The 18411-nt window shown below is 70.6% G+C and carries 18 protein-coding genes and 6 pseudogenes; 18 read left to right on the top strand and 6 right to left on the bottom strand.

Annotated features, from left to right (window positions below):
• Positions 1-6: 6 nt before the first annotated feature.
• A pseudogene (locus PV419_RS04915) lies at positions 7-1214 on the top strand (NtaA/DmoA family FMN-dependent monooxygenase); the annotation flags it as partial.
• A 22-nt stretch (positions 1215-1236) separates the two neighbouring features.
• Positions 1237-1791, top strand: coding sequence for a GNAT family N-acetyltransferase (locus tag PV419_RS04910; protein WP_319686419.1), 555 nt, complete (start codon positions 1237-1239; stop codon positions 1789-1791).
• 59 nt (positions 1792-1850) lie between these two features.
• On the opposite strand, the gene PV419_RS04905 is transcribed toward PV419_RS04910, so the two are convergent.
• Both PV419_RS04905 and PV419_RS04900 read right to left on the bottom strand, forming a co-directional pair.
• Entirely contained in the window at positions 1851-2396 is a 546-nt protein-coding gene (locus tag PV419_RS04905) for a TetR/AcrR family transcriptional regulator (RefSeq protein WP_319686418.1), read from the bottom strand.
• 11 nt (positions 2397-2407) lie between these two features.
• A pseudogene (locus tag PV419_RS04900) lies at positions 2408-2943 on the bottom strand (sugar O-acetyltransferase).
• A gap of 160 nt (positions 2944-3103) precedes the next feature.
• Here PV419_RS04900 and PV419_RS53170 point away from each other — a divergent pair.
• The 6 genes from PV419_RS53170 (at position 3104) to PV419_RS04880 (ending at position 8401) form a co-directional block, all read left to right on the top strand.
• Positions 3104-3178, top strand: a complete 75-nt coding sequence (locus tag PV419_RS53170; protein ID WP_358701799.1) for a putative leader peptide — start codon at positions 3104-3106, stop codon at positions 3176-3178.
• Between the two features lie 168 nt (positions 3179-3346).
• Positions 3347-3475, top strand: a complete 129-nt coding sequence (locus PV419_RS53165; RefSeq protein ID WP_415925228.1) for a putative leader peptide — start codon at positions 3347-3349, stop codon at positions 3473-3475.
• 114 nt (positions 3476-3589) lie between these two features.
• On the top strand, positions 3590-4792 hold the full coding sequence (locus PV419_RS04895) for an LLM class flavin-dependent oxidoreductase (RefSeq protein WP_319686417.1): 1203 nt from the start codon (positions 3590-3592) through the stop codon (positions 4790-4792).
• A gap of 21 nt (positions 4793-4813) precedes the next feature.
• Positions 4814-6187 carry an NtaA/DmoA family FMN-dependent monooxygenase gene (locus tag PV419_RS04890; RefSeq protein WP_319686416.1) on the top strand — a complete coding sequence of 458 codons (1374 nt, stop codon included), beginning with the start codon at positions 4814-4816 and terminating at the stop codon, positions 6185-6187.
• Positions 6184-7260 (top strand): LLM class flavin-dependent oxidoreductase, encoded by a 1077-nt coding sequence (locus tag PV419_RS04885; RefSeq protein WP_319686415.1) that lies wholly within the window; start codon positions 6184-6186, stop codon positions 7258-7260. The genes PV419_RS04890 and PV419_RS04885 overlap by 4 nt, the downstream gene beginning before the upstream one ends.
• Complete coding sequence (locus PV419_RS04880; protein WP_319686414.1) at positions 7253-8401, top strand: LLM class flavin-dependent oxidoreductase; 1149 nt, start codon at positions 7253-7255, stop codon at positions 8399-8401. The genes PV419_RS04885 and PV419_RS04880 overlap by 8 nt, the downstream gene beginning before the upstream one ends.
• Before the next feature lie 243 nt (positions 8402-8644).
• Here PV419_RS04880 and PV419_RS53160 read toward each other — a convergent pair.
• Positions 8645-8758: pseudogene (locus PV419_RS53160) on the bottom strand (ATPase); the annotation flags it as partial.
• A gap of 180 nt (positions 8759-8938) precedes the next feature.
• Here PV419_RS53160 and PV419_RS04870 point away from each other — a divergent pair.
• The 6 genes and pseudogenes from PV419_RS04870 (at position 8939) to PV419_RS04850 (ending at position 13172) form a co-directional block, all read left to right on the top strand.
• On the top strand, positions 8939-10243 hold the full coding sequence (locus PV419_RS04870; RefSeq protein ID WP_319686726.1) for an SGNH/GDSL hydrolase family protein: 1305 nt from the start codon (positions 8939-8941) through the stop codon (positions 10241-10243).
• Between the two features lie 80 nt (positions 10244-10323).
• Positions 10324-10849: pseudogene (locus tag PV419_RS04865) on the top strand (GntR family transcriptional regulator); the annotation flags it as partial.
• 4 nt (positions 10850-10853) lie between these two features.
• Positions 10854-11270 (top strand): annotated as a pseudogene (locus PV419_RS04860) (ADP-ribosylglycohydrolase family protein); the annotation flags it as partial.
• A gap of 181 nt (positions 11271-11451) precedes the next feature.
• Complete coding sequence (locus tag PV419_RS53155) at positions 11452-11922, top strand: cytosine permease (protein WP_415925237.1); 471 nt, start codon at positions 11452-11454, stop codon at positions 11920-11922.
• Positions 11923-11949: 27 nt separating this feature from the next.
• Positions 11950-12081: a hypothetical protein gene (locus PV419_RS53150; protein WP_415925227.1), complete on the top strand. Its 132-nt coding sequence runs from the start codon at positions 11950-11952 to the stop codon at positions 12079-12081.
• Positions 12078-13172, top strand: coding sequence for a PfkB family carbohydrate kinase (locus PV419_RS04850; protein WP_319686413.1), 1095 nt, complete (start codon positions 12078-12080; stop codon positions 13170-13172). Before PV419_RS53150 ends, PV419_RS04850 begins: the two co-directional genes overlap by 4 nt.
• Here the strand turns inward: PV419_RS04850 and PV419_RS04845 are convergent.
• Together PV419_RS04845 and PV419_RS04840 are read right to left on the bottom strand one after the other, a co-directional pair.
• Positions 13156-13923 (bottom strand): alpha/beta hydrolase, encoded by a 768-nt coding sequence (locus PV419_RS04845; protein WP_319686412.1) that lies wholly within the window; start codon positions 13921-13923, stop codon positions 13156-13158. The genes PV419_RS04850 and PV419_RS04845 overlap by 17 nt on opposite strands.
• A gap of 225 nt (positions 13924-14148) precedes the next feature.
• Positions 14149-15435, bottom strand: coding sequence for an MFS transporter (locus PV419_RS04840; RefSeq protein WP_319686411.1), 1287 nt, complete (start codon positions 15433-15435; stop codon positions 14149-14151).
• A gap of 357 nt (positions 15436-15792) precedes the next feature.
• On the opposite strand from PV419_RS04840, the gene PV419_RS04835 reads away from it, so the two are divergent.
• Positions 15793-16098: a hypothetical protein gene (locus PV419_RS04835; protein ID WP_319686410.1), complete on the top strand. Its 306-nt coding sequence runs from the start codon at positions 15793-15795 to the stop codon at positions 16096-16098.
• Positions 16099-16108: 10 nt separating this feature from the next.
• Here the strand turns inward: PV419_RS04835 and PV419_RS04830 are convergent.
• Positions 16109-16576: pseudogene (locus PV419_RS04830) on the bottom strand (dienelactone hydrolase family protein); the annotation flags it as partial.
• 40 nt (positions 16577-16616) lie between these two features.
• On the opposite strand from PV419_RS04830, the gene PV419_RS04825 reads away from it, so the two are divergent.
• Genes PV419_RS04825 through PV419_RS04815 form a run of 3 tightly spaced genes read left to right on the top strand, consistent with a single transcriptional unit; the run spans position 16617 to position 18405 of the window.
• Entirely contained in the window at positions 16617-16952 is a 336-nt protein-coding gene (locus PV419_RS04825; protein ID WP_319686409.1) for a hypothetical protein, read from the top strand.
• Complete coding sequence (locus PV419_RS04820; RefSeq protein ID WP_319686408.1) at positions 16901-17275, top strand: hypothetical protein; 375 nt, start codon at positions 16901-16903, stop codon at positions 17273-17275. Before PV419_RS04825 ends, PV419_RS04820 begins: the two co-directional genes overlap by 52 nt.
• Positions 17276-17301: 26 nt before the next feature.
• The gene (locus tag PV419_RS04815) at positions 17302-18405 is read left to right on the top strand and encodes a hypothetical protein (protein ID WP_319686407.1); all 1104 of its coding nucleotides are present in this window, start codon (positions 17302-17304) and stop codon (positions 18403-18405) included.
• Positions 18406-18411 lie beyond the last annotated feature (6 nt).

The raw sequence follows: 18411 nt of genomic DNA, 5'->3' as shown, positions 1-18411 counted from the left end.
GCCGGCATGAGCAAACCCGCCAAGCAGGTTCACCTCGGGGCCGCGTTCCCCGGCGTGAACAACCACACCGTCTGGAGCGACCCGAGGTCGGGCAGCCAGATCGACTTCTCCTCCTTCCGCCACCTCGCGCAGACGGCCGAGCGCGGCGAGTTCGACCTCTTCCTCGCCGAGGGGCTGCGGCTGCGCGAGCACCGGGGGAAGATCTTCGACCTGGACGTGGTCGGCAGGCCCGACACCATGACGGTGCTGAACGCGCTCGCCGCCGTCACCGACCGCATCGGACTGGCCGGGACCGTCAACACCACCTACAACGAACCCTTCGAACTCGCCCGGAAGTTCGCGACGTTGGACCACCTCTCCGGCGGACGGGCGGCCTGGAACGTGGTCACGTCCTCGGACGCCTTCACCGGCGAGAACTTCCGCCGGGGTGGCTTTCTGAACCACGCCGACCGGTACACCCGCGCGGCCGAATGCGTCGAGGTCGCCCGCAAGCTGTGGGACGCCTGGGCCCCGGACACGGTGATCGCCGACACCGAGGCCGGAGTCGTCGTCGAGGACGATGCCATCGCCGAGGTACGCCACCGGGGCCCGCAATTCGACATCACCGCGCGACCCACGGTGCCGCGCGGCCCCCAGGGCCACCCCCTGCTGATCCAGGCCGGGAACTCCCAAGACGGGCGCGAGTTCGCCGCAGCCACCGCCGACGCCGTCTACACCATTCACGCCGAGCTGACCGCGGGCCAGGCCTTCTACGCCGACGTCAAGGGCCGGCTGGCGAAGTACGGACGCACCCACGAGGACCTGAAGATCCTGCCCCAGGCCACCTTCGTCCTGGGCGACACCGAGGCGGAAGCGCACGAGCGCGCCCGCCACATCCGCCTCCAGCAGGTCTCCCCGCAAAGAGCGATCGCACAACTCGAACAGGTATGGGGCCGTGACCTGTCCGGCTACGATCCCGACGGACCTCTGCCAGCGTCCGCGAGCTGGTCATCGAACTGACCGGCCGCCACGCCTTCGTCGGCACACCCGCCCGCGTCGCCGAAGAGATCAACACCTATGTGCAGAGCGACGCCTGCGACGGGTTCATCATCTCCGGACACCTCACCCCCACCGGCCTGGACGAGTTCGTCGACACCGTCATCCCCGAACTCCAGGAACGCGGAGTGTTCCGCTCGGAGTACCAGGGCACCACACTGCGCGACCACCTCGGCCTCGGCCCCGCCCCTCTGCGTCCCGATGAGCGACATCCGCGTCCGCACCGCCCGCCCCCACGAGTACGGACAGGTCGCGGACCTGACCGTCGAGGGCTTCCGCAGCCGCAACAGCGCACCGAGCCCCGAACGGCTCGCCCTGCTGCACGACACCCCAGGCCGCGCCGCCACCGGTGAACTGCTGGTGGCCGTGGACGAACCCAGCGGCACACTGATCAAAACCGCGAGCCTGCTGCGCCCCGGCACCGTGTACGCCCGCCTCGCCCTGCCCGGCGAGGCGGAACTGCGCCTGCTGGCCGTCCTGCCCGAACACCGCGGCCGCGGAGCCGACGGCGCGCTGCTCGCTGAGGGCATCGAGCGCGTCCGGTCCTGGGACATGCGGGCCCTGGTCCTGGACACCGGCCGGGACAACGTCGTCCCCCAGAGCGTCTACCACCGGCTCGGCTTCGTCCGGCAGTACGCCCGCGAGGAGCGCGAGAACCGGCACAGACCGCTGAAGACGGCGATTTTCTCCCACGACCTCGGCCGGGCCCCGGCCGACGGCATCACCATCCGGCTCGTCACCCCGGACGAGTCATGACTCCGCGCGGCCTCCTGACCGCGTCACGCCGGACTGCCGCCCGCCGGCATCAGCGTCGGCTATGTGACGGCGGCAATGCGGGTCACCGCCAGTCGGGTCAGCGCACGGCCATGAGGCCTGCGGTCCAGGGCCCGATGCAGGGTCAGCCCCTCGATCAGTGCGTCCAGCTGCCGTGCGGTGTCCGGGGCGAAGTGCTGCTCCAGCAGGTGGCGGGTGCGGCGCATCCACGCGTGGGTCAGCTCCTGGTATTCGGGGCGTCGGGCGGCGAGGGTGTAGGGCTCCTGGGTGAGGATCAGATCGCGGCGGGGCCCTTCGGAGAGCGTGTGGATGAGGTCGGTGACGGCTTCACATGCCTGCTCGGGGCTGTCGGCGCGGCCCAGGTGTTGCTCGAAGACGGCCACGATGTGGTCGGCGAAGAGGGCGAAGGCTTCGCGCAGCAGATCGTCGATGCCGGTGAAGTGGTAGGTCATCGAGCCGAGGGGCACGTCGGCGCGGGTGGCGATCTTGCGGTGGGAGACGCCGGCGACGCCTTCGTCGACGATGAGGTCGAGGGTGGCGGCGAGGATCCGTGCGCGCCGCCGCGGGTCGGTCTGCCCAGTGGCCATGACGGGGTGTGTCAGAGGGTGCGTACGAGCCGGGCGGGATTGCCGACGGCGACGACGCCGGGCGGGATGTCCTTGGTGACCACCGCGCCGGCGCCGACGACCGAGTTGTCGCCGACCGTCACCCCCGGGCACACGATGACACCGCCGCCGAGCCAGACGTTGTCGCCGATGGTGATGGGGCGGGCGGCTTCCAGCTTGTCCCGCCTGGGCTGTGCGGCTCCACGGGATGGGTGGGGGTGAGGAGCTGGACGTTGGGGCCGATCTGGCAGTCCTCACCGATGCTGATCCGCGCGACGTCCAGGGCGGTCAGGTTGCAGTTGACGAAGGTGCGGGCTCCGATGGAGACGTTGCTGCCGTAGTCGACGGAGAGCGGCGGCCGCACGTCGACGCCCTCGCCCACGGAGGCGAGCAGCTCGCCGAGGACCGGCCTGGCCTTGGTCGGGTCCTCGAGATAGGTGGCCTGGTAGCGCGCCGCGAGCCGCATGGCGCGCTGCAACCTTCTGGAGATTTGCGGGTCATCGGCGATGTAGTCACGACGATCGTACATTTCGAAGTGTACGAACGTACACCTGGCCGTGCGGCCGTCGGGCCGTGCCGGCCACGCCCGGGTAACGGGCGCATGACGGGCGTGTCGAGCCGTCGTTGCGCCGTGGGTCGGCCGACTGCCGTTGTTGACTGGGAATGGGGGCGCGGATAGCGTCGCTGACATGCGGATTTCTTCGCGGTTCACCCGGCGGCGCGCTGTCGATCTGATGCGTGTCGCCACCGCGCTGTGTAGCTGACCTCCACCGCACGCCGCCGCCGTTCCACGCCCACCCCGTTCCGTTGCGCTCGACTGGTACGACACCAGGCGAGGCGCTCCCGGTCCCGCCGGGAACAGATCGCGGAGCAGAGCTGTTGTGAGTCACGACGAGAACCGCGGCAGGGCCCGACGGACGGAGGTGCGGCATATGCGACACCTGCTCCACCTCCACTCCCACCCCCGGGACCGGGCCCTGAACCCGCGCCGCCGTGTCCGCCTCCACTCCCGGCCGCACATCGATCTGCGGCGCGTGGCCGGCGCGCTCTGTAGCGCCTGACCCACCCCCCGCCTCCGGCCGGGGCCCCTCCCGCTGCGCTCGCCCGCCGCCGTGCCCTCCGCTCTTCCCTGAGGGCCGGCGATCTCGTACGGACTTTCAGGAAGGCACCCACTCGTGTCCTTTGCCCCCTCTTCTCCGCTGCATCTCGCCGTCGCCCTCGACGGCACCGGCTGGCACCCCGCCTCCTGGCGCGAGCCGGTGGCCCGCCCCCGGGACTTGTTCGCCGCCCGATACTGGGCCGATCTGGTCGCCGAGGCCGAGCGCGGCCTGCTCGACTTCGTGACCTTCGAGGACGGCCTCGGCCTGCAGTCCTCCCACTTCCTCGAGCCGGACGGCCGCACCGACCAGGTCCGTGGCCGCTTGGACGCCGTCCTCCTCGCGGCCCGCATCGCCCCGCTGACACGGCACATAGGCCTGGTCCCGACCACCGTGGTCACCCACACGGAGCCGTTCCACCTCTCCAAGGCCATCGCCACCCTCGACTACGTCAGCACCGGCCGGGCGGGCCTGCGGGCACAGATCACCGCGCGTCCGAACGAGGCCGCCCACTTCGGCCGCCGCACGATCCCCCACATCGACGGCTACGAGAGCCCGGCCGCGCAGGAGGTGGTGACCGACCTCTTCGACGAGGCCGCCGACTACGTGGAGGTGGTGCGCAGGCTCTGGGACAGCTGGGAGGACGGCGCGGAGATCCGGGACGCCGCCACCGGCCGTTTCATCGACCGCGACAAGCTGCACTACATCGACTTCGAGGGCAGGCACTTCAGCGTGAAGGGCCCGTCCATCACCCCACGCCCGCCGCAGGGCCAGCCCGTCGTCAGCGCCCTCGCCCACTGGACCGTGCCCTACCGGCTGGTGGCCCGCCAGGCCGACATCGGCTACGTCACCCCCAACGACGCCGGCCAGGCCCGCGCGATCGTCGCGGAGATCCGCGCCGAGCAGGAGACGGCAGGCCGCGCCGACCAGCCCCTGCACGTCTTCGGTGACCTGGTGGTCTTTCTCGACGACGACCCGGCCGCCGCGACGGCCCGGCGCGAACGCCTCGACGCCCTCGCCGGAGCCCCGTACACCAGCGACGCCCGCATCTTCACCGGCACTCCGGCCCAACTCGCCGACCTCCTCGAGGAGTGGCGGGCGGCCGGACTGAGCGGGTTCCGGCTGCGTCCCGCCGTCCTCGGCGATGACCTTGCGGCCATCACCCGCGGCCTGGTCCCCGAACTCCAGCGCCGGGGCGCCTTCCGCCGCGCCTACGAGGCCGACACCCTGCGCGGACTGCTGGGCCTGGCCCGCCCCGCCAACCGCTACGCCACCGCCTGACCCCGAGGGAGACGCACGACCATGAGCAAGCCGCCGAAGCAGATCCACCTGGCAGCCCACTTCCCCGGAGTCAACAACACCACCGTGTGGAGCGACCCGGAGGCCGGCAGCCACATCGAGTTCAGCTCCTTCGTCCACTTCGCGCGCACCGCCGAACGCGCCAAATTCGACTTCCTGTTCCTCGCCGAGGGCCTGCGACTGCGTGAACAGGACCGAAAGATCTACGACTTGGACGTCGTCGGCCGCCCTGACACCTTCACCGTCCTCGCCGCGCTGGCCGCCGTCACCGAGCATCTCGGCCTGACCGGCACCATCAACTCCACCTTCAACGAGCCCTACGAGGTAGCCCGCCAGTTCGCGAGTCTCGACCACCTCTCCGGCGGCCGCTCCGCCTGGAACGTGGTCACCTCCTGGGACGCGTTCACCGGCGAGAACTTCCGTCGCGGCGGCTTCCTCCCGCAGGACGAGCGCTACTCGCGCGCCAAGGAGTTCCTGGCCACCGCGGGCGAGCTCTTCGACTCCTGGCACGGCGACGAGATCCTCGCCGACCAGGCCACCGGCACCTTTCTGCGCGACGCGAAGGCCGGGTCCTTCGTCCACACCGGCCGGCACTTCGACATCCATGGCCAGTTCAACGTCCCGCGCTCCCCGCAGGGTCGCCCGGTCATCTTCCAGGCGGGCGACTCCGACGAGGGCCGCGAGTTCGCCGCTTCGAGCGCCGACGCGATCTTCAGCCGGCACGCCACCCTGAAGGAGGGCCAGGTCTTCTACACCGACGTCAAGAGCCGGCTGGCCACCTACGGCCGCCGCCCCGACCAGTTGCTGATCCTTCCCGCCGCCACCTTCGTGCTCGGCGACACCGACGCCGAGGCCGAGGAACTGGCCAAGGAGGTGCGCCGCCAACAGGTCAGCGGGGCCACGGCCATCAAGCATCTTGAATTCGTCTGGAACCGGGACCTGTCCTCATACGATCCCGACGGCCCGCTCCCCGACATCGACCCGGACCCCGGCGAACACCACATCGCCCGCGGCCGGGCGCAGGTGCGCATGTACCGCGATCCGCTGGCCACCGCCCGCGCATGGCGGGAGCTCGCCACCGCCAACAACTGGTCCATCCGCGACCTCGTCATCGAGACCGGCAACCGGCAGAACTTCGTCGGCTCCCCGGCCACCGTCGCGAAGACCATCAACGACTTCGTCCAGGCAGACGCCGCCGACGGCTTCATCCTCGTCCCGCACATCACCCCCGGCGGCCTCGACGTCTTCGCCGACAAGGTCGTCCCGCTGCTCCAGGAACAGGGCGTCTTCCGCACGGAGTACGAGGGCCCGACCCTGCGTGACCACCTCGGCCTCGCTCACCCGGACGATGTGCGCGGTGAGCGGGCGGCGTCGTGAAGTTCCTCGCCATCACGCTGATCGTGCACGCCCCGGACCCCGTGACCGGCGTGCGCAAACCGACCGGCGAGCGCTTCCGCGAGGTCATCGCGGGCGCGCTGCTCGCCGAGGAACTGGGCTTCGACGGATTCGGGGTGGGGGAGCGGCACGAGCGGCCGTTCATCTCCTCCTCGCCGCCGGTGGTGCTCAGCCACATCGCCGCGCTGACCAAGCGCATCCGCCTGTTCACCGCCGTGACCACCCTCATCCTGCTGGACCCGGTGCGCGCCTACGAGGACTACGCGACCTTGGACCATCTCTCCGGCGGACGCCTCGAGCTGATCACCGGCAAGGGCAACGGCGCCGCCCAGCGCGAGCTGTTCCACGTCACGCCCGAGGACCAGTGGGAGCGCAACGCCGAGAGCTACGAGGTGTTCCGGCGGATCTGGCGGCAGGACAAGGTCACCGCCAGGACCCGCTTCCGCCCGGAGCTGACGGACGCCGAGGTGTGGCCCAGGCCGCTGCAGCAACCGATCCGGGTCTGGCACGGCAGCGCGACCAGCAAGGAGTCGGTCGACCTCGCGGCCCGCTACGGCGACCCGCTGTTCTCGGCGAACGTCACCAACCCCATCGGACCGTATGCCGAACTGATCCGCCACTACCGCTACGGGCATGACCCGGCCGGCATCGCAGTCGGCGCGGGAACGGCGGGCATCTATGTGGCCCGTACGTCCCAGGAGGCGATCGCCACGTACCGGCCGGTGTTCGAGGGCAACCTGGCGTTCCAGAAGCGGCTCGGCCTGGAGCCGGTCTTCCCGACCATTGAGGACTTCGTCGACCGCAGCTCGGCCCTGATCGGCAGCCCGCGGCAGATCATCGACAAGGTGCACCGCTACCACGAGCAGTTCGGCCACACCGTGCTGCATCTGCACGCGGAAGCCGGAGGGCTGACGGAAGCTCAGCACCGCGACTCACTGGAACTGTTCCAGTCCGAGGTCGCCCCGGTGCTGCGCCGGGGGATCCCCGACCCGCCGTTCGCCTGGGGTCCCGTACTTCCGACACCACCGATCCAGGAGGAGCCCACCCATGCCTGACACCCCCCTCGGCATCCTCGACCTGGTCCCGATCCCGTCCGGCGCCACGGCGGCCGATGCCCTGCGCAACTCCATCGACCTCGCACAGCGGGCCGAGCGCCTCGGATACGCCCGCTACTGGTTCGCCGAGCACCACCTCAACCCCGGCGTGGCCGGCACGTCCCCCGCCGTCGTCCTGGCCCTGACCGCCTCCGCCACCTCCACCATCCGGCTCGGCTCCGGAGCCGTACAGCTCGGACACCGCACGGCGCTGTCCACCGTGGAGGAGTTCGGACTGGTCGACGCCCTGCACCCCGGCCGCCTCGATCTCGGCCTGGGCCGCTCGGGCGGCCGCCCACCGGCACAGCCGGCGCCCCCGTCGGCGACCGCGCCCCCGGTCGCCGACGGCCGGGCCCCGAACGGCCTGCTCGTCCCTCCCCGCTTCTCCTTCGAGCACCTGCTCGGCTCGCCACGGATCGCCCTGCAGCGCAGGCTGCTCCAGCAGCCGGGCGCCGAGCCGCAGGACTACGGCGAGCAGATCGACGACATCCTCGCTCTTCTGGCGGGCACCTACCGCTCCCCGGAGGGCGTCGAAGCACACGTCGTGCCGGGCGAGGGCGCCGATGTGGAGGTGTGGATCCTGGGCAGCAGCGGCGGCCAGAGCGCCCAGGTGGCGGGCGCCCGGGGCCTTCGCTTCGCCGCGAACTACCACGTCAGCCCGGCCACCGTGCTGGAAGCGGTGGCGGGCTACCGGGCCTTCTTCCAGCCCTCCGAGTTCCTCGACAAGCCGCACATCAGCGTGTCGGCAGACGTCGTCGTCGCCGAGGACGACGCCACCGCCCACGAACTCGCCACCGGCTACGCCCTGTGGGTCCGCAGCATCCGCACTGCCGAGGGCGCCATCGAGTTCCCGACACCGCAACAGGCGCGCGCCCACGCGTGGAGCGAGGCGGACCGCGCTCTCGTCCAGGACCGCGTCGACACCCAGTTCGTCGGCTCCCCGGGCCGGGTGGCCGATCAGCTGGAACAACTCCAGGAGGCCACGGACGCGGACGAGTTGCTCATCACGACGATCACCCATGACCACGCGGACCGGGTCCGCTCGTACGAACTGCTCGCGGAAGAATGGCGCCGCCGGGGTAACCCGCTCCAGCCGCGCTGATGCCCGGAGGTGTCCACCGTCCGGCCGTGCGCGATCGCCTCGGCGCGGCCCGTCTCGGGGTCAGATCACGCGGAAGAGGTCGGCGGCGGCGTGGACGTCGGTGAGGTCCTCGATGGAGCGGAGGTTGTCGCTACGATCACCTCGGGGACGTCCACGGCGGGGACGGCTTCGGCCACGGCCTGCTGTCATGCGGCCAGCTCGATGGAGCAGCGTAGATCGCGGCCGAATCCTCTCCACTGGGCAGTTCGTTGCCGCCGTGGAGCACTTGAGAATCTCGTCGATGAACGCGACATGCGCGGTCGTGGCGCGGCCGTCGTAGACCTGGCGGTACTCGCCCCGGGCCAGCGCGGCGACGTCGGGGACCGTGTACCGCGGGCCATCGGTGGGAAGAGTGGGGTGCGTCGAAACCATCGCGGCCACCGCACCACCGCCGATGGTCATGTGTCCTGTATCCCCGCGTGGAATGGATGGTCCGTGCGAAAGATCACTCGAAGACTCGGTCTGCTGACGGCGGCCGGGCTCGCCGCCGTCGTGCCCATGGTGATGTTGGTGTCCGGCGCCCAGGGAGCCGAGAGAGGCACGGCGCGCACCGCATCGGCCGAGGGAAGCACAGGCGCGCCGCCCGCGGGCACACACTGGGTGGGAACCTGGGCTGCCATGCCCCAGCTGACCGAGCCGGGAAACATGCCGCCCGCGCCCTACACCCAGGACGGCACCGTCTTTGCCGACAGCACACTCCGGCAGACCGTACACGTCTCGGTGGGCGGCAGCCACCTGCGGCTCCGCTTCTCCAATGCCTTCGGCGGTGCGCCGCTGCCCATCACCGGCGTCTCGGTAGCCCTGCCCGTGGACGACCGGGCCGGTGTGAGCGCGATCAGACCGGGCACGTCCCGGCCGGTCACCTTCCACGGCCGTGCCTCGACGACAGTGCCGACGGGCGCTCAGGTGGTCTCCGATCCCCTGGACTTCACGCTGCCGGCGGGCTCGAACCTCACTGTGACGACGTACCTTGCCACGGGCCAGCAGACGACGGCCATCACCTCCCATCCCGGTTCCCGCACCACCTCGTACATGGTGCGCGGAAACCACGTCGGGGCCACGGACCTGGAGGGGGCCACCTCGGTCGACCACTGGTACTTCCTGAGCGGTGTCGAGGTGTGGTCGCCGGCGCGTACCCGGGCCACCGCCGTGCTGGGCGACTCGCTCACCGACGGGAGGGGCTCCACCACCAATCAGAACGACCGTTGGACAGACCGGCTGACGACACGTCTGCGCGCGGACCGCAGGACGGCCGACACCGCGGTGCTGAACCAGGCGGCCGGCGGAAACCGGGTTCTCAACGACGGATTGGGCCCGAACGGCCTCTCCCGCGTGGACCGCGATGTGCTGGCGCAGCCCGGCGTCACCTCTCTGGTCGTCTTCGAAGGCGTCAACGACATCGGGACCGCCCCTGCCACTCCCGAGGCTCAGCAGGACGTCGCGGACCGGCTCATCGCCGCCTACGACCAGATCATCATGCGCGCCCACACGCAGGGGATCCGTGTCTACGGTGCCACCATCACGCCGTTCGGCGGCAACAGCAATTACGACGACGCGGCGGGCCACCGCGAAGCGACACGACAGCAGGTCAACGACTGGATACGTACCAGCGGACGCTTTGACGCGGTCGTGGACCTGGACAAGGCGGTACGGGACAAGGACGATTCCCGCCGCCTCCGCCCGGACCTCGACGTGGGTGACCATCTGCACTTCAACCCCGACGGCTACCGCGTGCTCGCCGAGGCCTTCCCCTTGGGCCTCTTCCTGAACCGGCCACTGCCGCCCGGCTTCGGCTACAACTGATTCCGCGGCCGGTGCGCGTGGATCAGCGGGGAGGAAACTGGTACCAGACAGGACTGGACATGAATGGCTAGCTCCCAGACATGCCTGAACAGGTCCTCAAGCATCAGCGCGTCGCCCGCGTGCTGGCCCGTGAGATCCACAGCGGTGTTCTGGAGCCGGGCAGCAGGCTGCCCGGCGAACACGCGCTCACCCGGCGCTTCGCGGTCAGCCGGACCACGGTCCGCCAAGCATTGGACGAGCTCAGCAAGCAGGGGCTGATCCGCCGAGTTCATGGCACTGGACCGGTTGCGCGTGCTGCCGGAGGGCACTCCCGTGTCGCTGGAGCGCAGCAGGGTTCCGCTGGTCCCCGCGCTGGCCGACGTCCCGGTCGGCGGGCTCCTCGACGACTCCCTGACCAAGACCCTGGCCGCGGCCGGACCGCGGGCCACGCACGGCGACGAGTGGGCGTCCGTGAGGCCACTGGCCGCCGAAGAGGCGACACTGCTCCGCCGCCCGGCTGGAGAGGTCTGGCTCAGCACCTGCCGGGTCAGCCGGGGGGCGGATGGCCGGATCGTCGAGCAGGTGACCAGCCTGCTGGACCCCAGCCGCTTCCAGCTGCGCCGAGGCGATCGCGGCGGCCGCGGCGGCCGCGGCCGGCGCCGAGCGGGGCCACTGGGGCGCCGGCGCCGATATCGCCGCCCGCATCGGCTGGGCCGTGGACCTGGTCCGCGGCCTGCCCGAGGACCAGGCCCTGGACCGCGTCTGCGACCTGGTCGGCACCAGCGTCGCCAGCCAGGAGTCGGTCCCCGCGGCCTTCGCCGTACTGGCCCTCGCCGAGGGCTCCCCCTGGCGGGCCTGTCTGCTGGCCGCCAACCTCGGTGGTGACTGCGACACCATCGGCGCCATCGCGGGCGCCATCGCCGGTGCCATCAGCGGGGCCTCGGGACTGCCCGCCGAGGCCCTCGCCACCCTGCGCTCGGTCAACGGCCTCGACCTGGAACCGCTGGCCACCGCCCTGCTCGTGCTGCGCGTCGGCCAATCCGGGTGAACACACGCCCGCCCCTCCACCCGCACCGGAGCGCCCCCCGTACAGAAAGACAGGTACCACCATGGCGGCTTCAGAGGACGCCCGTGTCGGCTCCGTGGAGACCCGCGGCATCGAGCCGGTTCCGGACACCGAGCGCCACGGCCAACGAGGACAGATGTTCTGGACCTGATTCGCCGCGAACATCAGCATCCTCGGCCTGCCGCTCGGTGCGGCTCTGGTCAGCTTCCGCGGCCTGAACATGTGGCAGGCGGCCGTCGTGGCCGTGCTCGGGTCCTTCGGCTCCTTCGCCCTGGTGGGCGCGCTCAGCATCGCCGGCAAGCGCGGCGGTGCGCCCGCCCTCACGCTGTCCCGGGCGGTGTTCGGGGTCCGTGGCAACGCGGGCCCCACGCTGGTCACCTGGATGAGCCGGCTCGGCTGGGAGACCATCAACACCACCACGGCCGCCTTCGCCGTCGACCTCATGGCCCGCCGGTCCTATGACAGTGCGGCCCTGATGGACGTCGGGCGCTCCAGCCGCTACTGGTTCCGGGGCGGGGTCGCCTGGGCCGCGATGATCGCCTGGGCGACGGCCATCGTGGTGGGCCTGCTCTTCACGGAGGCGAGCACCAGCGCGACCGATGTGTGGTTCTCCGGGCCGCTCGCACACAGCTGAATCGGCTCCAACGGGCTGGGGTGGGTCGTGACGCTGACTCTCGCGGCCGCCGTCTGTGCGCTCCTGCGCAGGCTGGACGGCACCGTCCGCCAAGAGGCCGCCGGACAGCGTCCCCAGCAGCAGGTCCTGTCCGCTCCGGCCGCCGGGGAGATCTCATGAGCGGGCTGACGAGCGGTCTCGCAAGCGGCCGGGACGGCGTCCCCGGCGAGCCCGCGGGCGGTCGGCTGGTCCTGCTCGGCAACGCCATCGTCGACCTGGTGATGCGCGTACCCGCACTGCCCGAACGCGGCGGCGACACCGTCTCCCAGGACACCGCCCTCACCACAGGCGGCGGATTCAACGTCCTCACCGCCGCCCGCCGCCTGGGCCTGCCGGCCCTGTACGCGGGCGCCCACGGCACAGGGCCGTTCGCCGACCGGGTGCGGGCGGACCTCGCCCGGGAGGGCATCGAGACGGTGCTGGACCAGGTGGCGGAGGCGGACACCGGATTCTGCGTGGCCTTCGTCGACAACGGAGGCGAGCGCACCTTCGCCACCAGCCTCGGCGCGGAGGCCCGGCTGACCGAGGCCGACGCCACGGCTGTGCTCGCCGCGCTGCGCCCAGGCGACATGGTGCAGATCTCCGGATACGGGCTCGCCTATCCAGTCAACGGCCCGATCCTGGCCTCGCTCGTCGCGCGGCTGCCGGAGCACACTCGCGTCTGCCTCGACCCGGGTCCCCTGGCCGACCAGATACCGCAGGAAGTGCTGGCACCCGTCCTGGAGCGCTGCGACCGGGTCAGCTGCAACCAGCGCGAGGGAAGGCTGCTGACCGGCCTGGCCGACGTCCACGAGGCCGCGGCGGCACTCGCCGCTGCGCTCGGCCCCCGCACCGGGGTGCTCCTGCGGGCCGACGCGGCCGACTGCTGGCTGGGCCCGCCCGGGGGCGAGCCAGTGCACCTCCCCGGCCGCCGCGTGACCGCGGTCGACAGCAACGGCGCGGGCGACGCCCATACGGGCGCCTTCCTGGCCCTCCTCGGCCACGGGCTGGACCCGATAGCCGCCGCACAGGGCGCCAACGCCGCGGCCGCCTTCGCGGTCACCCGGCAGGGCCCCGCCACGGGACCGAGCCTCGACGAACTCCTCGGCTTCCTCGACGGGGACCCGCCCCGCCGCTCGGCTGTCCTCGGCGCTGGGGCGGTAGCCACCGTGGTATCGGCGGCCGGTCGGCGGCCGGCCGCCGATACCTGTCACATCAGGCCGGTGACGTGACGGTCCGGCCGAGATGCCGGAGGAAGAACCGGGCCGAATTGTCGATCTCGAACCTGGGCACCTGGTTATGCCTGCCCGGGTGGGCGTGCAATGTCTTCTCCTTCGAGGCGAAGGCGTCGAACAACGCGAGACCGGATTGGCGGTCGATTTCCTCGTCGTCCCACGGGAGCAGCAACTCGATCGGGATGGTGATCCGCCCCGCCGCCTCGATCAGGGCCTCATACACGAAGACCCCGCCGAAGGCCGCGGCGGTGATCCGGGGCTCGATCGCCGTCAACAGCAGCCCGGTCGCGGTGCCCAACGTCATGCCGCCGTAGCCGATCGGCGCCTCGGTGCCGATCTCGGACAGCGCCTGGAGGGCGTCCAGGGTCGCCTGCCATTCCGGCACGGCACGCTCCGCCAGTGAGGAGTTGAAGTCGGCGATGATCGGACCGATCGGCTCGCCCGCCGCCCGAGCCTGCAGGAGAGCGGCGACCCACTGTGCGTCCTCCGCGTTTCGCGGCCGGTCGCCGTGTCCGGGCGCGTCGATGGCGGCGACGGTGAACCCATAGCTGGTCACATAGTGGTGTGCACGGGCCAGGATTCCCGGTGCCCTCTTGTGCAGGCCGCCGCTGTGACCCATCAGCACCAGGGGCGCACCATCGGAGCCGGATGCGGGCGACCAGAGCACACCGGGGACCTCACCCACCGTGAAGTCGCGTTCGCGGACACCGTTCGACGATGTCTCCGCAGTGAAATGCGCAGAATACATAGGATGTTGCCTTTCGGGATTGCCTTGTTGAGGCGCTCCCGGCGACACCTACGTCAATCGCCCGACCGTGACGAACAGGGGGAGCACCCACATCGATACAGCGTTCATGGGTCTCACCTCCTCGCGCGGTTTCACGGTCGCCCGGACGCTATCAGCCCGGGCGCCATCGCAGCCAACCCATTTTCAGGGGCGACTCCCGGGCGCGGCTCACCGCAGCCGGTGGGCTCAATTGCGGTCAGCGGCCGATGTCCGTCTCGCCGGCGTCGCACCGGCAGTGCGTGCAGTGGAGCCTCTGGCCGCTCCGTCGTCCGTCAAGCGCCGTTCCAGAGGCCGGATCGCCACGCTCGCCGTGAGCGCCAGGCAGCCCACGGCCACCCACGGCAGCACGCGGTTCACGCCGTACAGGACGCCGAACAGGGCGGGCGTCACCATGTCCGCGGTCGCGAACGAGTACTGGAACGCCGCCAGGTAGGTCCCTCGCCTCCCCTCCGGCGCCGCTTCCGCGGAGAGCGCGTTGGAGGCCGGTCCGTGCAGCATCTCCGCCGTCGCCCACAGCAGCATCACCAGCGCCAGGTAGCCGACCAGCAGCGGGCCCCGCGGCAGCAGCACCGCCATGGCGGCGGCTGCGCACCAGGCCGCCCACAGCCGGCCGCCCCAGGCCATCGCGCCGCCCCGGGTGGTGCGGCGTCGGGAGCGGCGGGTGACCTCGGCCGTACAGGTGGCCACGACCGCCGTGGTGATCGTGAGGAAGGCGCCGACCGCCCAGCCCGGCACGTGCAGCCCGCGGATCATGTAGACGGGCAGCGCCACGGCGAGGAAGACCGTGCAGATGTTGAACAGGACGTTCACGCCGATCAGCCACAGATACGGCCGGTTGCGCAGCAATTCCCGTACCCCGCCGTCCGAGGATTCCCCGTCAGGTCTGCCGGCCGGCCGCCGCGCACCGCGTACGAACAGCGCGACGGTCACCGCCGCGACGAGGAAGGAGAACGCATCCGCCAGCACCATTCCCCGGTACGCGTGCTGTGAGCCGAGCGCGAGCAGCCCGCCCGCGAGGACCGTGCCCGCGCCGGTGCCTGCCGCCCGGATCATGCCCGCCCGGGCGAACCACTGGTCCCTGTCCTCCCCGTCCGCCTGCTCGGCGATCAGCGCGAAGACCGACGACCAGTACACCCGCAGCCCCACCGCCTCGACCATCGCCGCGAGGAACAGCGACACAGGACCGGCCACGCCCAGATACAGGAAGAACCCGGCCGCCTGCAACAACTGCCCCGCGATCACCACCGGCCGCGGCCCGATGCGGTCGACGAGCCGCCCGACGAGCAGCGGCAGCAGGAGCGAGCAGGCGGTGGCGGCGGTCAGCAGCAGGCCGACGCCGGACTCCGACAGGTCGGTCACGGTGAGGAAGTAGACCATGGACAGCGGGAGATAGAGCCCGGTGCCGATCGCGTCGATGGCCAGCGCCGCCGGTATCGCCCAGGCGGCCCCGTGGCGGGCTCGCGGCCACCTCACGGCTTGCCGGGTGCGGCGTACGCCGCCGTTCGGCGTCCGTTCGCGGGCGGGGTGTCGGCCGCCCGGCCCGTAGCGCTCGGCACGGCTGCTCCGCGGGCTTCCTGCTGTCGGACGCCGCTCATTCGCACTGGGCCCCCCTCCATTCCTGTGCGAGGTTATCCGGTGGGATTGCCGAATACGGCTCCCAACCGCCCCGGTAGCAAATTTGCACAGCTCCGGCCACGGCTTTTCGGTATCCCATAGACACGAGCTCGGACCCGGAGGTGGGCGCGCAGCGGGCGGAGGCCCTGGAGCTGGCTCTGCTGCTCGTGCTGGGGAAGCTGAGCCCCCGGAGCGCGCGGCATGTGTACTGAGAGCGTGGACACGGAGGAACACCGACGCCTGCTGGAAGCCTTCGTCGCCGCGGCCCAAAGGGGCGGTATCGCCTCACTGGAAGCCCTCCTCACCCCGGATGCCGCCAGTCCGTCCGACGGCAACGGGATCCGGGGCGCTGCGCGCGTACCCGTTCTGGGCCGTGCGCGCGTGGCGAACCTGGCGACTGCCTGTCCGCGCTTCTGGCGCGGCTTGGATCTCCGGTCTGTCGATGCACCGACCATAAGTCTCATCGATGACTCTCTCCGCCTCACTGCTGCCGCCCAGCATCCAGTAGGCGACATCCAGTAGAGCCGGAGCCTCAGCTGTTGGCCGGGGTGCGGTCGAGGAGGGGGAGCAGGCGGTCCCAGTGGCGCTTCGGCCCGGAGGGGTTGAAGGCGTCGGTGTCGGACATGGTGAAGCCGTGTTCGGTGCCGGGGTAGATCTCGGAGGCGTAGCGGACACCTGCGGCATCCAAGGCCTGGTTGAGCTCGCCGAGGGCCTCGGGCGTCATGTCGGTTTCGGCGTGGCCGAGGTGGACCTGGGCGGTGAGGCGGTGCAGGCTGTCGGGCCCGTCGGCGCCCACGGGGCCGTAAAATCCGGCGACGGCTGCCACCTGGCCGGGGTGGGCCGCGGCGGTGCGCATCGCCAGGAGGCCGCCTACGCAGTAGCCGGTCACCGCGACCGGTCCGGCGCTGACCTCGGGCTGGGTGGTGAGGAACCTGAGGTAGGCGTCGGCGTCGCGCAGGACACGTTCGGCGGTGTGTGCCTCGATCAAGGGCATCAACTCTGGGTCTGGTGCGCCACAGGAACGCGGGTACCGTGCCCAGATGTCGTACCGACTCGACGCTGTCATAAGCGACTTCGACCGCTTGCGAAGCTGGGCCGAAGGAGTGCCGGGGGCGGTGGTCGCCCCGCTCGCACAACGCATGGGGCTGCTGATGCTGCCCACCGGGCTCCGCGGCGAGCTGCCGCGGACACTGCGCGACCTCTCACAGGGTGGACCGGTCGCCCATGTGGAAGCGAACTTCTGGGGCGGCGACGGGCATCAGACCGCCGCCTTGTGGCGGGCCGGTGTCCCGGCGCACCGGACCACCGAGATCTGTTTGTGGAAGTGGGTCTCGGTCAAGGACGGGACGAGGAGGACTGGCGCTGGGCCGCTCTGAAGGCGTACGACGCGGCCGACTACGACGAGTGGTACGCGAAGAGGCAGGCCGAACGCGAGCGCGAGGAGCGTGCCGTGGCCGAGCGTGCCACGTACGAGCGGCTGCCCGGGGTCCCGGTGGCCCTCGACGGCAAGGAAATCATCGCGCTGCTCGGCATACCCCAGGGCCGGGCGATAGGGGCGGCCATCCGCCACCTCCAGCAACTCCACCTCGACCGCGGCTCGCTGTCCCGCGAGGAAGCCGATGCCGCACTGCGCGCCTGGGCTGCTGAGCATGGCCTGCCACTCGCACCTCCCGATATGCGGAGGGAATCGGTCCGTTAGCCTGTGACGATCACCGAGCTGAAACCATGGCAGAGGACTCGAACATGCACCACCACATATCCGGATTTGGGCGAACGGTTGTATCCTCAGCCGCGCTCGCCCTCGTGCTTACCGCCTGCTCCACCTCCGGATCCGGAGGGGGAGACGGAAGCGGAGGCGGAGGCGGAGCAGACTCTTCCAGTAAAGGCGCCAAGGGCGAGTCGTCTCCGTCAGCCGGTGTTATCTCGCTCAAGTCGGCGCAGGGAGTCCTGCTGAACTACGCGAAGGTCAACAACCAGGCCAACGCCGCACAGGATCCGAAGAAGATAGCCGAGGTGGAAAGCGGCGCGCTGCTGCAGCAGAGTCAAGCGACGTTCACCCAGTTCACTGCTCTGCCGAAGAAGGAACAGGCGTCCTACGAGGTTCCCTTTTACTACCCGGTCAAGGGCGCCCACTTCTACATTCCCCGCAAGGGCTCCGAGAGCGTCTTCTGGGCCGACACCCGGGTCACCGGCAAGAACATTGCCAAGGACCGCCGGCGGCTGATCGCCTTCAAACACGTCAAGGGCGGTGAGGGAGCTGCCTGGAAGGCGGTGGCCGTCGGTGAGCTGGACGACAAATTGCCGGAGATCCAGCGGGACGGCGACGGGTTCGCCTCCGTGCTCAAGGCGTCGGACACGGTGGGGAAGACCAAGCTCGACGATCTGCGCGGATGGTCCCAGGACTTCTATGTGACCGGCGGCAAGAACGCGGGCAGCACGTTCGCGGACACCGCGGCTGTGAAGGACTGGAAGAAGGAATACACGAATCGCGCCGACTTCCCTGACGGCTGCGTCGACGGTAAATACAATCCGGGCCGGACCGCGGCCGAGACGGTGTACGGGCTCAAGACTGCCGACGGTGGCGCCGTGGCCCTGTACGACTTCGGCGTCGACTACGTGAACTGGCCGAAGACCGATGGTCTGCAGTGCGAATCCGTCATGCGCATCGATAACATGCCCGCGGTCACGGATATCTACCTGGACGGCAGGACCACCTCCACCATCCTGACCCGCTCCGACTCGCTGCTGACCATGGCCGTCGTTCCGCCCTCCGGCAAGCGCGTCCGCGTCACCGGATACAGCTTCCAGCTCATCAACGCCAAGGGCTAGCACGCC

The sequence above is a fragment of the Streptomyces sp. ME19-01-6 genome, from assembly GCF_033793745.1.
Classification (GTDB): Bacteria; Actinomycetota; Actinomycetes; order Streptomycetales; family Streptomycetaceae; genus Streptomyces.
This window is presented reverse-complemented; position numbering and strand designations above follow the sequence as displayed.